This is a genomic window from Thalassospira sp. SN3W (assembly GCF_038070535.1).
Classification (GTDB): domain Bacteria; phylum Pseudomonadota; class Alphaproteobacteria; order Rhodospirillales; family Thalassospiraceae; genus Thalassospira; species Thalassospira xiamenensis.
In genome coordinates this window covers 3,731,751-3,745,211 of record NZ_CP121124.1, presented here as the reverse complement: position 1 = coordinate 3,745,211, position 13,461 = coordinate 3,731,751, and the positions used below count along the sequence as shown (strand labels likewise).

Below are 13,461 nucleotides of genomic sequence, written 5' to 3'. Positions count from 1 at the left end.
AAGCTGCTTTATCGCAGCGATAATCACATCATAACGCATTCTATTGCGGGAAAACGAACCATATGAATTTCGCCGATCTCGGTCTGAGCGAAGATATCCTCAAAGCCGTCGCAGACGCCGGCTATGATACCCCGACCCCCATTCAGAGCCAGGCCATTCCGTCCGTTCTGATGGCACGTGATATTTTGGGCTGTGCTCAGACGGGTACAGGCAAAACCGCAGGCTTCGTCCTGCCGATGCTTGATATCCTGCATCATGGCCGTGCGCGCATGCGGATGCCCCGTTCGATCATTCTCGAACCGACCCGCGAACTCGCGACCCAGGTAGCAGCAAACTTCGACATTTACGGCAAATACATGTCGCTGTCCAAGGCACTGATCATCGGCGGGGAATCCTTCGTCGAACAGCAGAAAATCCTCGAAAAAGGTGCCGACGTCATCATCGCGACCCCGGGTCGCCTGATCGATACCTTTGAACGCGGCAAACTGCTTCTGTCGGACTGCAAATTGCTGGTGATCGACGAAGCCGACCGCATGCTTGATATGGGCTTCATTCCCGACATTGAAAAAATCGTCAATATGCTGCCCAAACAGCGCCAGACGCTTTTCTTCTCGGCGACCATGCCCAAGGAAATCCGTCGCCTTGCCGACAAATTCCTCTCCAATCCCAAGGAAATCACCGTTTCCCCGCCCTCAACCATGGCGACCACGGTGGAACATAAACTCCTTGTCATGGATGAAATGGACAAACGCGAAGCCCTTCGCAAACTTGTCCGTCAGGAAGACGTCAAAAACGCCTTTGTGTTCTGCAACCGCAAAAAAGACGTCGATATCCTGTTCAAATCGCTGACCAAGCACGGCTTCAATGCCGGTCGCATGCATGGCGATCTGGTCCAGAGCGAACGCACCGAAACGCTTGATAAATTCAAAACGGGCGAAATCACCCTGCTGATCTGCTCGGACGTTGCCGCACGTGGCATTGACGTTGCTGATGTCTCGCACGTCTTTAACTTCGACGTGCCCTTCAACGCCGAGGATTACGTCCATCGTACCGGCCGTACCGGTCGTGCAGGTCGCGCAGGCAAGGCCTTCATGCTGGCCGTGCCCGAAGACGGCAAACTTGTTGCTGCGATCAACAAATCCATCAACATGGATATTCCCCTGACCGAGCTTGAAGGCATCGAAACCCTTGAACTGGACTTCACCGGCAAGAAACGCCGTGTGAAGAAAAGCCGCAAGGCGCCGCAGCGTGATGCATCCCCGCGCAATGATCGTCCGGCGCGTAGCAATAACCGTAACGACCGCGCAGAACGCGACAGCAAGGCCGCCAATGCTGGTGCCAATGCCCCTGCCGCCGCGCCAGAAGCAAAGCAGCAGGACACACGCCCGGCCCAGCAGCCGCGAGACAATACGCCGCAGCGTGACGCAAAGCCGCGTAACGAACGTTCGAACCGTCCTGAACGTCAGGATCGTAATGATCGTTCTTCGGGCCGTTCCGCGTCGCGTCGTGATCGCGATGATCGTTATGATCGTCATGACCGGCATGATCGTGACGACAAGCCGGTCATCGGTTTTGCTGACCATACTCCGGCCTTCCTTCTGACCCCGGTCCCGGCCTCTAGCCTTGGCAAGCCGCGCGCCGACGAGGTCGAGAAAAAAGCACCGGCCAGAAAAACATCGTCAAAGGCCTCTGCCGAAAAAGTAACGGCTGAAAAATCCGCGTCGGAAAAAACCGGTACGGCGAAAACCGAACGCGCCAAACCGACCCGCACCAGAACCACACGGGCAACAGCAAAAAAAGCAAGCCCGGCACCAGAGACCAAGGACGAGGCAGCAGCCGTTTCTGCTGCATCTGCATCTCCAGCTCCAGCTCCGGCTCAGGAGCCAGCACCTGCACCGGCGGCCGATGACGCGCCCGCCAAGGAAGAAAAACCGAAAGCCGCCCGTCGTCCGCGCAAAAAACCGGCCCCGAAAAAGGCCGCCAAAACCGAAACTGCGGACGCCGAAACGACCGGCAGCGAAGGCTGATCCCTACCGGTTCATCGAATGCGAAAAAGGCCGTCAGATTGCTCTGACGGCCTTTTGATTTTGGTGCGATTATCTTAAATGGCGGCTTATACCGCGCGGAACAATCCGGTCGACCGCGGTTTTTCCGGGCGGCGCTTGCGCATCAGTTTCAGCATGGTTTCAATCGAAATCGACAGAAGCGTCGCATGGGTGATTTCCTCGATCTCGTCCATCACCTGCGACAGCGCGACACCGGCATTGGTGTCCTGCACAATGCCGCTTGTCGGGCCTGCACCGACTTCCTCAAACAGCCTGACAACATCAAGCAACGTCGTGCGCTTGGCATTGCCGCAGAAACGATAACCGCCACCGGCCCCACGGACCGATTCAACCAGCCCCGCCCGGCCCAGATCGCGCAGGACCTTCGCCAGATGGTTGGTCGAAATATTGTATCTCTCGGCGATTTCGGATGCCGAAAGCTGCCGGTCCGTATCCTCGGCCAGTTCCAGCACGGCATACAGCGCAAACAGGGTCGCCTTTTGCAAAGACATCATGGCGTTACACCCCTTCGTCCATATCGGTTTCAAGCTGGATAAAGGGTCCGGCCATCATACCCTGCGCGCGGAAGAACGACATAAGGTCGGTCGCATCGCGCGGGATCATGGTGCGGATCTTGGTCACACCGGCCTTGCGGAAACAGCGGCAGATTTCCTTGTAAAGAATGCTGCCGATCCCGCCCATGCGCAAATTCGGCTCGACACTGACAGTGCCGACCCAGCCGCACGGGACCGAGTTGAATTCCCATGACCGGACTTCCCCGAAAATGCAGCCCAGCAACGTATCGCCTTCTTCGGCAATCAGGAAAAACCGGGAATCCTTACGATTGCCATAACGGGTGAACAGGTCATCCCAATATTCCGGCTTGCGAAGGCCCGTTGTGCGGTCGTCAAGCGCGACCACATTGGCAAGGTCATCCTTGACCGCCGGACGGATATTGATTTTATGCTCGCCAATCGAGACCAGGTTATATCCCGGTGTATCTTGCGCAGCGTCCACCACGTAATGCCTTTCTTGTCCTGCAGGTTGGCAAAACCCCAACCCCCCAGCTCCTGACAGGAGAATAACCACCGTAAAAATACGTAAATTGGTACGATTATACTACACTGTCATTACCACGCGCGGCAACGATAAGTTCCGCCGCAAGTGCGAACAAAGCAAAGCAATGCAAGGATTTGAACGACATAACGCCGATATTTGTTCTATGCAAGTCCTAACGCTTTTCGCACTGCAAACCAGACTGTTTTGCCCGCCCGGCAACCGGGAATTTCGGGGTCTTTTGGTCCGGCTTCGAAATCACAATCTGTTACCGTAAAAAGATCACGCCCGGATCACGCAAGGATTGACAGGAACGCGAAGTCATGGCTTATCGCGCAGCATGATTTTTGCGCTGGCGGGTAATTTATGCAAAGCCCGCAATGCGGCAAAATCAACCCGGATCACAATAATATCCATCGAGTATAAGGAGTGGGGCACGCCATGGCGCGCAACGGTTTCGACGCAATTGATCGCAAAATTCTTCGCGAGATTCAGGAAGACGGGCGCATCTCGATGGTCGAACTGGCCGATAAGGTCGGTCTTTCCGTGTCTCCCTGCCTGCGTCGCCTGCGCAAGCTCGAAGAAAGCGGCGTAATCCGCAAATATGTCGCCCTGCTGGCCCCGTCACATCTGCGTTTGGGTGTGAATGTCTTTGTCACCGTGTCCCTGACCCAGCATGACGAACCGTCATTGCGCCGCTTTGAAACCGCGGTGCAATCCCACCCGGAAATCGTTGATTGCTATGCCATGGTCGGCAATCAGGATTACATGATGCGCATCGTCGTGCAGGACCCGGCCGCCTATCAGCGTTTCCTGTCCGACGTCATGATGAAGCTGCCTGGTGTCGCCAACATCAAATCAAGCTTCACCCTGCACGAAGTCAAAAACAGCACCACCCTGCCCGTGCCGGAGGCATAAGGGACACGCGGACCCCTGCCCTAAACCGTGGCAACCCGGCGGGCAGGAATGATCGTCGGGAACAGCACCGCCAGCGTCACCCCGCGCAGCAGGAAGAACGCATTGAACGACGCCCACAGCAAATGGTTGCTGTCGGCCACCACCGCCCCCCATGCCATCCCGGCATAGATCGCCACCGACAAAAGCATCATGTTGCGCCAGTGCTTGGTCTGCATCGCGCCCAGAAACACCCCGTCGAACTGAAAACCAAGCACCCCGGTAATCGGCAACATCACCGCCCACAGCAAATAGCTGTATGACGCATCGCGGACTTCCGGGATCGATGTCAGGCCATCAATGATCCACGGCCCCATAAGGCCAAAGATCGCCGCCATCACCACCGCCGATACAATCGCCCAGATCGTTGTCTTGCGCACCGCCCAAAGGAACTGCTTGCGCCGCTCCGCGCCATAGGCCTGCCCGACAAGCGTTTCCGCCGCATGGGCAAAACCGTCCAGCGCGAACGAGCCAAACATCAGGAAGTTTTGTAAAACCGCATTCGCCGCCAATGTCACCTCGCCAAAGCGGGCGGAAAAACTGGTGAAAATTGCAAAGGCCGATGTCAGCGCCATGGTGCGAACAAAGATATCGCCATTGATTTTCATCAGGCGCGCCAGTTGGGTTCGATCAAAAATACCAATCCCGCGCCACGTCCCGCCAAGCCGTTTTAAATGCGGCTGCATCAAAAACCAGCCCAGCATCACACCGGAATAATCGGCAATCACCGTGGCCCCTGCCACCCCCTTGACGTCCCAGCCAAAGCCTTGGACAAAAAGAATATCCAGAACCATGTTCAGGCTGTTCAGAACCACCTGAAAAATAAACACCGCGCGCGCATCACGCATCGCCAGCAACCAGCCCAGCATGCAGTACTGCATCAATGTCGCGGGCGATGCCCAGATGCGCACATGGAAATAATCCCGTGCCGCCGCCTCGACCGCTGCGGTCGGTCGGATCAAGGCCATCGCAAGCTCGATGATCGGCCATTGCAGCACCATAACCGCAAGCCCCGCCGTCACCGCAATCAGGGCCGCACGGGCAAACACCGCCCGGACCCCGTTGGGATCACGCCGACCATCGGCCTGTGCGGCAAGCCCGGTGGTCGCCATGCGCAAAAAGCCAAAGCTCCAGAACACATAGGAAAAAATCAGCGCCCCGACCGCAACCGCCCCGATATAATGCGGACTGTCCAGATGGCCGACCACAGCGGTATCAACCGCGCCCAGTAACGGAACGGTGGCATTCGAAAGGATAATCGGCAGGGTCAACGCCAGAACGCGTCGATCCCCCTTGCCGAACCAGCGACGCGTGCGGCTCACTGGGGAACTCGTCGGGGAACTCATCGGGGCCTCGGAAAATCGTCTGATCGGATGGGGCGAATTCCGGATCACCCGGAGGACTTCTTGTGACACAGTTTGCACCGGCGCAAAAGGCACCTTTGGAACTGTTATGCATCAAAGAATCCACATTCGTGAACAACCTCCGCGGGTTATTCACCCTTTAGGTGATTTTTGCGCGTACCCGGCATCGGTAAATTTCCGGTTTGGCGTGGAACGACGGTTCACAGTTTTTTCACAATCCCCCTCAAACGACTGTGAAACTGCGATAAATTTATAAAAAAATTTTCGGCCATTTGGCCATGTTTCCTGTCCAAAATACTATCCCAATGCATAACCTCTCGACGCAGTTTCATACTTTCACAGCAGAAATCCTGATCAATTCTGACTATACCGAACCAATTATCCCCAAAGTTATCCACAGGCGCTATCACAACCCGGATCACACCCCTGTTCCGCCATTTACATGCCAGATGCATACCCATCCGGCATTTGTCCGACGGACCTGCTCTTTGGCCTGATGCAATCCTTGGCAAACCGATCATCTCTCGCATCATTTAGGGGAACCCAGGCCGGTCAAATTGCGGCCACAGGAAATCGCCAGATATAAGCAGATATAAAAAGTCTGGCCGTTGCCACGCAGCATTGCTAATCAGGAACAAAGACAAACAAAGGGATCTGATCTGACATGACCGCTGAAACCGCATTGAACGGCCCGATGCTGCCGGCCGCATCAGGCACGACCAAAAGCATCGTGATCCTGCTGCATGGCTATGGTGCCGATGGCAATGACCTGATCGGGCTGGCACCGCATTTTGCCCGTGCCCTGCCCGACACCGCGTTTTATTCGCCCAATGCCCCGTTTCCATGCGAAATGTCGCCGTTCGGACGGCAATGGTTCAGTCTGGCCGAATATGATCCGGAATTCCTCCGTCGGCAGCCCGAAACCATGTCCGGCGCGCTGCGCGCCATGGCCGAGGGGGCGGCGAAAAATGCCGTCTATATCGACCGCTTCATCGACACCCTTCTGGCCGAACATGACCTTCCGGCGGATAAACTGGCTCTGATCGGCTTCTCGCAGGGCACGATGATGGCCCTGCAAACCGCCCCGCGCCGCGATCCGGCCCTGGCTGGTGTTGTCGGTTTCTCGGGTGCACTTCTGGGCGACGAGGCATTTGCAAGTGCGATCAAAACCAGACCGCCGGTTTTGCTGGTCCATGGCACCGCTGATCCGGTCGTCCCGATCGAGGCATCACGCCTGGCGCTTGATACCCTGACCTCCAACGGCTTTGACACAGAACTGCACGAACGCCCTGGCCTTCAGCACGGCATCGACGAAGAAGGCATCATGCTGGCGACGAAATTCCTGCAAGAGCATCTTGGCTGATCTGCGCATCTGTCGCGATCATGACTGCGAAAAGGCCATCCGGTTTTTCCCCGGATGGCCTTTTTTCTTATGGGTCATCTTGAAACCGTCAGCGCCGCAACAATATGCCTAAAGCCTTGTGAAATTGGGATAAATCAAAAACATTCGTACATCATCATGTTAATGATCAAATGCCGGTGATCCGATTGATCAGCGGAAACAACGACGCCGCGTGTGCGAATTGAAAACGGATCTGCATAAAATGCTGCAAAACATCAAAATCGGATACAAGCTGGCTCTACTGTCGCTAATCGCCCTGATCGGCCTGATCATCGCGTCCAGTGTTCAGCTCATGACACTCAAAGACACCCTTCTCGAAGACCGGAAGGACAAAATACGTGCCACGACCGAACTTCTCCATAGCATGGCCGAAGGTTATCAGGCGCGCGTCAAGTCAGGCGAACTCGAACAGCAGCAGGCAATTGACGCCTTCTACAAATCCGTTTCATCGGGCCGGTTTGACGGTGACATCGGCTACTACTTTTCCTACACCGAAACCGGTCGCAACGTGATGCATGCTGCCAACCCCGCGCTGGTCGGCAAGGAAATGTACAATATTCAGGACCCGACCGGTGCCTTCATCATTCAGGATATGATCAAGGCAACCCGCACCGATGGCTTCTTTACCTATATGTGGCCCAAACCCGGCGAAGCCAAAGACGTGCTGTTTGAAAAGCTCTCTTTTGCCATGGTTCTGCCCTGGGGCGATATTTTTGGCACCGGCATTTACATTGATGATGTTGAAACCGCCTTTCGCAGTGCAGCCACGACCGCAATCATCATCAGTGTCGTTATCGTCGTGGTTTTGGTTCTTTCCGGTTTGGCGATTGGCCGCAACATAACGTCCGCCCTTGGCCAGCTATCGGGTCGAATGACCCAGATCGCCAATGGTGACCTCAAAGGTGAAATTGAAGGTCAGGATCGCGCCGACGAAGTTGGTGATATGGCGCGCACCGTTGTTGCCTTCCGCAAACAGGCGCATGAAAACCTGCAATTGCAGGACCGCCAGAAACAGATGGAAGCAGATGCCGAACAGAAACGCCGTCAGGATATCCTCGACATGGCCGGCAGTCTCGAAAGCCGCGTCAAGGGGCTGATCCGGTCCATATCAGCATCGATTGCCGATATGAAAAAGGCGACGGCAAACATGCAGTCGGCGACCGAAATGAACAGTAAGCTGTCCGGTGCGGTTGCAACCGCCACATCGCAAACATCGGGCAACGTTCAGACCGTCTCGGCCGCGACCGAGGAACTGACCGCATCCTCCGATGAAATCGCCCAGCAGATCGCGCGTTCGGCCGATATCGCCAATCAGGCAAATGACGAAGCCACCCGCACCAATGAAACCGTAACCGGCCTTGCCGATGCAGCGCAAAAAATCGGCGACGTCGCCAAACTGATCGGTGACATCGCCGAACAGACAAACCTTCTCGCCCTGAACGCCACCATCGAAGCCGCCCGTGCGGGCGACGCCGGCAAGGGCTTTGCGGTTGTCGCAAGCGAGGTCAAAAACCTTGCCAACCAGACCGCCAAGGCGACCGAGGAAATCAATCAGCAGATCACCTCGGTCCAGAACGAAACCGGCGAGGCAGTTGACGCCATCCGCCGCATTTCCGAAACCATTGCCAAGGTCGCCGATAGCTCCACCGCCATTGCGGCCGCGGTCGAAGAACAGCACGCCGCCATCGGCGAAATCGCGCGCAACGTCGAAGAAGCCGCCAACGGCACCCGCGAAGTGTCAGAACGCATTGAAACCGTCAATGACAATGCGGGCAAGGTATCTTCGGGCACGACACAGCTTGCCCAGACCGCCGAAAAGCTGGTCACCGAAGCCGTATCCCTCGACGAAGCCGTCGAAAGCTTCCTTGCCGAATTGCGCCGCAGCGCCTCGGCCTGATTTCAGCCAGCTCTGCGATCCAAATAAAAACAGCCGCCTGTAATCCGGGCGGCTGTTTTGCATGGATCAGAACCAGACGGCGATCCGGATTACCGGGTCGCGTCGATATCAATACGAATGGTGACCTCATCACCAACCTGGCTGGTGTCGCTCCACTGGCCCTGCCCGACGCCGAAATCGGTACGCTTGATCACAAGCGTCCCTTCCGCATCGGCTTCATTGCCTTCGATCTCAAGATTGAAGGGCAACACGACTTCCTTGGTCACGTCCCGGATCGTCAGATCGGCCAGTGCTTCATACTGGCCTGGGCCAACTTCCCGGAACGACTTGGTTTCAAACTTTGCTGTCGGCCACTGGGCGACATCAAACCAGTCTGCGGAAATGATCTGGCTGTCGCGATCGGCATTTTCGGTATCAACCGACGCGATATCGATCAGAACGCTAACCTTTGATCCGGCAAGATCATCCGGTGAAAATACGATCTCGGCGGTAAATTTATCGAACGCGCCCTCGAAATCCGCACCAAGCTGGGTGCCTGAAAATTTAATATCGCTGTCATCGGCTTTGACCTGCCATGTATCGGCGGCAAAGGCCGGTACCCAAACGGCAATCGCCGGCACAATCACCGAAGCCCGCAGAATATTTTTAAACAAAGACGTCATGATCAATTCCCTTTCCCCGTCCCCGGAAGCATCCGGCGGAGCGTCGCATCGCGATTGATAAAATGATGTTTGAAAGCCGCCGCCACATGCAGCCCGACCAGGCCGACAATCACCCAGGACAATATCCAGTGGGTGAAACGCAGCTGTTCATAAAGCACCTTGTCCGGCCCGACCAGATCAGGAAGCGTGAACAGGCCAAACACACTGACCGAAAAATTCGCCGCCGACGACATCAACCACCCGCTAAGCGGCATGGCCAGCATCACGACATAAAGCGCGAAATGCGCAAGCTTCGCGGCCTGTCGTTCCCATGCCTTTTCGCCCAGCCCTTCCGGTGTCTGTTCGGCCAGACGCCAGATGATGCGTAAAACCACCAGCAAAAGGATGGTCACACCAATCGATTTATGGCGCGAAATCCATGCCAGCTTTTCCAGTCCCAGCGGCAGAAGATCCATATACCAGCCAATCGCAAACATGGTGACAAACAGGATCGCAATCAGCCAGTGAAACCCCTTGGTCACCGGACCAAAGCCCGTTTGCGTACTGCGAAGCGCCATATGTGATCCTTTCTGATCAAAAACAGGCACACCGGCGGGGCCATCATCTGCCGCCGCCGGTGTGTCAGTATCATTATTTCTGTTTCAGGAACTCGGCCGAAATCTGAAGTTCGACTTCGTCGCTGACAGCCGGAACCAGATAGTTCATGCCATATTCCGAACGGGTCACCGTGCCGGTCGCGCCAAAGCCAAGAACATGATCACCGGTCATCGGGTGATCGCCTTCACCGGTCAGCGTCACGTCCAGAACCAGCGGCTTGGTCTGGCCCAAAAGGGTCAGATCGCCGGTGATGGTGGCGGTTTTGTCGCCAGTCATCTCAACCGAAGTGCTTTTGAACGTCGCGGTCGGGCTCTGTTCAACATTCAGGAAATCAGCGGTTTTCATATGATTGTCGAGGCCTTCGACACCGCTATCGACCTGTGTCAGGTCAATCGAAATGGTGGCCGACGATGCTGCCGGGTTTTCACGGTCCAGGGTAAGTTCGCCGCTCGTGCCGCCAAAACGGCCCTGGAAGTTGGAAAAACCAAGATGGTTAACGATGAAAATCACGCTGGTATGCGTCGGATCAAGTTTGTAATTCTCGGCTGCCTGCGCCGAAAAAGCCGCCCCCGAAAGACCCGCCGCAATCGCCAGAACAAAACCGGCCTTTTTGATCGAAGTAAACATATGCACATCCCTTGTTTCAAAATCGTTCGACACACAATACCGCATCGCAACAAACTGAACAGAGAATGACACTTGACCTCCGCCGCCTCAAGTCGGGCAGTCCTCAACACTCATTTTCTCATATGGAAACAATCATCGGCGTTTCCGCCTTATTTTATCCAGAATGAGAACGGTCTTATATTGAAACTAAAATCACTGCACTTTGCCCGCAATTTCGCGCAACAACAGGCAAACGGCGCATCATCCACGCTGCGAATCCCCCGCATGACGTAACGTCAAACCGCTTGAAATCACGCCGTCACAAATCATCCCGACCAAACAATTGTGGCCGACACACTGCGCATCGGCCAGCATTGGGAAACAATTGATGCTCCGAAGGTTTTAGGGACACATGGCGCATCACGCATTCCCGGCGGCAAGATTATTGGGCCGGTGCCGGTTGCCCCTGTTCGGTGGCCCCGGTTCCCTGATCGCCTGCATCAATGCATTCCTTGACCCAAACGTCATAAACCGGGTGTTCAAGGGCTGACAGACCGGGGGTAGATGCAAACATCCAGCCGGAAAACAGTTGATCAACCGTGCCACTGGCATCTTCGCGCTGGTCCGAAATTTCAAGGAAACTGGCACTTTCCGGGCGCTCTTCCGGCGGCGTGCGATAACAGGCATCCACCCGGATCGAAAGCGTGCCGAATTTCGCCATCTGCCCGACCGGTACCTCGAATGTCGAAATACGCGCGGTGATTTTATCAAGCCCCTGAAGCTGGGCGATCTCGGCCGGGCGGTAATCCAGCGCAAAGGCAGACGACATTGCCGCCACCGAAACAACCGCGCCAACAGCAGCACCAAACACTATCTTGGTTTTCATCAATAATCAGTCCTGATCGTCTGGCTTGCCATAGGGATTGTGCAGCTCTTCAACGACACTGCGCATCACCTGGCGGAACTGTTCCTCGTCGCAGCCCATCAGCAACGCGTCTTCCATGGCGTCCTGCATCATGTCACGCAGTTCGCCGAAATTCTCGTTCAGAACCTTGATTTTCTCCACACACGAAAGAGGCGCCCCTTTCGGGTCCTGCCATGTGGGGAAATTCTTGTTCATGCTCTCAGACTTGCTCATCAATTGGCTCCGCTGCCTTTCGATCTGCTCTGGATATCTGCCGAGAATATCGGTGTCGACATCGCTTCACGCAAGCTGCCCAAAGGATATTCCGGGAAACTGACCTGCAAAACCGGCAAAATCATGGCCGCCTTTACCGATCTGCCCTGTCTGCCTATTGCGGGCTTTCTTCCGATGAAGTGCTGCCCGCCTCATTATTGGCACCCCCACCGGAGCCACCACCAGCACCCCCACCGGACGAATAAATCACCTGCCCGATCAGTTCTTCCAGATTGACCGACCCTTGCGTGTATTCAATCTCGCCACCCGGGGCCAGCATATCGATATCCCCGCCCGGCTCCAGCGATACAAACTTGCCGCCGAGCAAACCGTCCGATGCAATCTTGGCCGAACTGTCGGTCGGCAATTCGATATCCGAACGCACCGTCATCCTGACGACGGCCATATAGGTCTGCGGGTTCAGGTCCTGTGCCGTGACCGAGCCAACCTTGACGCCCGAAATCCGCACATCGTTGCCAACCACCAAACCATCAACCCTGTTGAAGTTTGCCGAAAGTTCGTATCCGTCAACAGACTCGATGCCCGCCCGGGAATAGGAATAGGCCGCAAAGCCGACCGCCACTGCGATTACGGCTGCCCCGGCAAGGCTCTCGATCAGTCTGTTGCTCATGGATACGATCCGTCTGTGGTATCTTGTTGATCTGCATATTGTCTTGTGCGACCCGAAAAAACAACCGGGTCAATTACCATCAGGCAAAACACAGTAAAAACACAACCGGGCGCCAACATATTGTCGCGCCCGGATGCAGAATATACCGATCTTTGATCAGCCTTCCGGCGACCATGCCTGATAGTCACCGGTCGCTTTCGCACGCTTGCCACCACTATATTCATGGCCTTTCGGGCGATAGGCATGCTTGGTCCCCGTCAGGTTCGGCAGATGTTCTTTCTGCCAGTCATAACGGTCTTCGGCCTTTTCCGACAGCGGCGCATCAACGGTGTAATGCAGCCATGCATGCCATTCAGCCGGAACCTTGGAACCCTCGGTAATACCTTTATAGATCACCCAGCGTTTAGCACGGCGACCATTGGCGGCTTTCTTTTCGGTGTAATAGATATTTCCAAAACGGTCTTCGCCGACGCGTTTGCCATACAGCGCGGTATAAATGCGGGTCCCGACGGTGGCCATGTGTGGTCTCTCTCCAGATCTGGTTCTTCCGCCTTTGGCGGCGCGCAGACAAAAGGCCCGTATATGCAAACCGGTTATGTGCAAACCAGTGTTTGCTGGCGGGTCTGATTTTGCGGCCTGTGTCCGGCGGTCAATAAGGACCTTATATGTCGTGATGTTAGCGCAAAGTCAATGTTTCAGACAGGCCATCACATCGCATTTCCCGCACACGGCCGCCCGAAACCGCCACAGACACACAATATACACACAATATGGGGTATGACTCCGCGAAAACACCATCAAAACAACCCACAACCACTTGTGTATGCCCGACTCATTGCAACACAATCATCACGCCGCCTTGTCCACCTGTTTATCCACAGCATTTCAACGCGACCGGTTTGAAACATACCCTGCCCGGCTTGAAAATTCGCGCCGGACGGAAACAACGATTTTCACATAAATATCAAAATGTTATCGAACTTTTTCATGCTAACAAAACAACAGGAACAAGATTGTTTGTGCTTGATGCTGGATTTCAAACCCAAACGGCGTTAGCTTGTTTTTGCCTT

The 13,461-nt window shown here is 55.3% G+C and carries 14 protein-coding genes; 4 read left to right on the top strand and 10 right to left on the bottom strand.

The genetic code is table 11. The features are described 5' to 3' along the window. Positions 1–62 precede the first annotated feature (62 nt). Positions 63–2,027 (top strand): DEAD/DEAH box helicase, encoded by a 1,965-nt coding sequence (locus tag P8T57_RS17135; protein WP_341363794.1) that lies wholly within the window; start codon positions 63–65, stop codon positions 2,025–2,027. Positions 2,028–2,113: 86 nt separating this feature from the next. Here P8T57_RS17135 and P8T57_RS17130 read toward each other — a convergent pair whose 3' ends face one another. Continuing rightward, entirely contained in the window at positions 2,114–2,560 is a 447-nt protein-coding gene (locus P8T57_RS17130) for an Rrf2 family transcriptional regulator (protein WP_007091951.1), read from the bottom strand. Positions 2,561–2,564: 4 nt separating this feature from the next. Further along, entirely contained in the window at positions 2,565–3,062 is a 498-nt protein-coding gene (locus P8T57_RS17125) for a GNAT family N-acetyltransferase (RefSeq protein ID WP_223305055.1), read from the bottom strand. Positions 3,063–3,542: 480 nt separating this feature from the next. On the opposite strand from P8T57_RS17125, the gene P8T57_RS17120 reads away from it, so the two are divergent. After that, positions 3,543–4,019 (top strand): Lrp/AsnC family transcriptional regulator, encoded by a 477-nt coding sequence (locus P8T57_RS17120; RefSeq protein WP_007091953.1) that lies wholly within the window; start codon positions 3,543–3,545, stop codon positions 4,017–4,019. A gap of 20 nt (positions 4,020–4,039) precedes the next feature. On the opposite strand, the gene P8T57_RS17115 is transcribed toward P8T57_RS17120, so the two are convergent. Further along, a complete protein-coding gene (locus P8T57_RS17115; protein WP_071241421.1) occupies positions 4,040–5,377 on the bottom strand; it encodes an MATE family efflux transporter in 1,338 nt (445 codons plus the stop codon). A gap of 706 nt (positions 5,378–6,083) precedes the next feature. Between P8T57_RS17115 and P8T57_RS17110 the strand changes: the two genes are divergently transcribed. Both P8T57_RS17110 and P8T57_RS17105 read left to right on the top strand, forming a co-directional pair. Next, positions 6,084–6,782, top strand: coding sequence for an alpha/beta fold hydrolase (locus tag P8T57_RS17110; protein WP_341363793.1), 699 nt, complete (start codon positions 6,084–6,086; stop codon positions 6,780–6,782). 241 nt (positions 6,783–7,023) lie between these two features. Further along, complete coding sequence (locus P8T57_RS17105) at positions 7,024–8,718, top strand: cache domain-containing protein (RefSeq protein WP_114094292.1); 1,695 nt, start codon at positions 7,024–7,026, stop codon at positions 8,716–8,718. Positions 8,719–8,807: 89 nt separating this feature from the next. Here P8T57_RS17105 and P8T57_RS17100 read toward each other — a convergent pair whose 3' ends face one another. The 7 genes from P8T57_RS17100 to P8T57_RS17070 all read right to left on the bottom strand — a co-directional run bounded on the left by P8T57_RS17100 (position 8,808) and on the right by P8T57_RS17070 (position 12,910). Further along, the gene (locus P8T57_RS17100) at positions 8,808–9,380 is read right to left on the bottom strand and encodes a YceI family protein (protein WP_341363792.1); all 573 of its coding nucleotides are present in this window, start codon (positions 9,378–9,380) and stop codon (positions 8,808–8,810) included. A 2-nt stretch (positions 9,381–9,382) separates the two neighbouring features. Next, the gene (locus P8T57_RS17095; RefSeq protein ID WP_341363791.1) at positions 9,383–9,937 is read right to left on the bottom strand and encodes a cytochrome b; all 555 of its coding nucleotides are present in this window, start codon (positions 9,935–9,937) and stop codon (positions 9,383–9,385) included. A 73-nt stretch (positions 9,938–10,010) separates the two neighbouring features. Beyond that, positions 10,011–10,604, bottom strand: coding sequence for a YceI family protein (locus P8T57_RS17090; RefSeq protein WP_007091960.1), 594 nt, complete (start codon positions 10,602–10,604; stop codon positions 10,011–10,013). A gap of 421 nt (positions 10,605–11,025) precedes the next feature. Next, on the bottom strand, positions 11,026–11,469 hold the full coding sequence (locus P8T57_RS17085; protein ID WP_063093363.1) for a DUF2155 domain-containing protein: 444 nt from the start codon (positions 11,467–11,469) through the stop codon (positions 11,026–11,028). Between the two features lie 6 nt (positions 11,470–11,475). Continuing rightward, a complete protein-coding gene (locus P8T57_RS17080) occupies positions 11,476–11,721 on the bottom strand; it encodes a hypothetical protein (RefSeq protein ID WP_007091962.1) in 246 nt (81 codons plus the stop codon). 154 nt (positions 11,722–11,875) lie between these two features. After that, positions 11,876–12,391 (bottom strand): outer membrane lipid asymmetry maintenance protein MlaD, encoded by a 516-nt coding sequence (mlaD, locus tag P8T57_RS17075; protein ID WP_037991687.1) that lies wholly within the window; start codon positions 12,389–12,391, stop codon positions 11,876–11,878. 156 nt (positions 12,392–12,547) lie between these two features. Then, the gene (locus P8T57_RS17070) at positions 12,548–12,910 is read right to left on the bottom strand and encodes an NADH:ubiquinone oxidoreductase subunit NDUFA12 (RefSeq protein WP_341363790.1); all 363 of its coding nucleotides are present in this window, start codon (positions 12,908–12,910) and stop codon (positions 12,548–12,550) included. Positions 12,911–13,461: the final 551 nt, after the last annotated feature.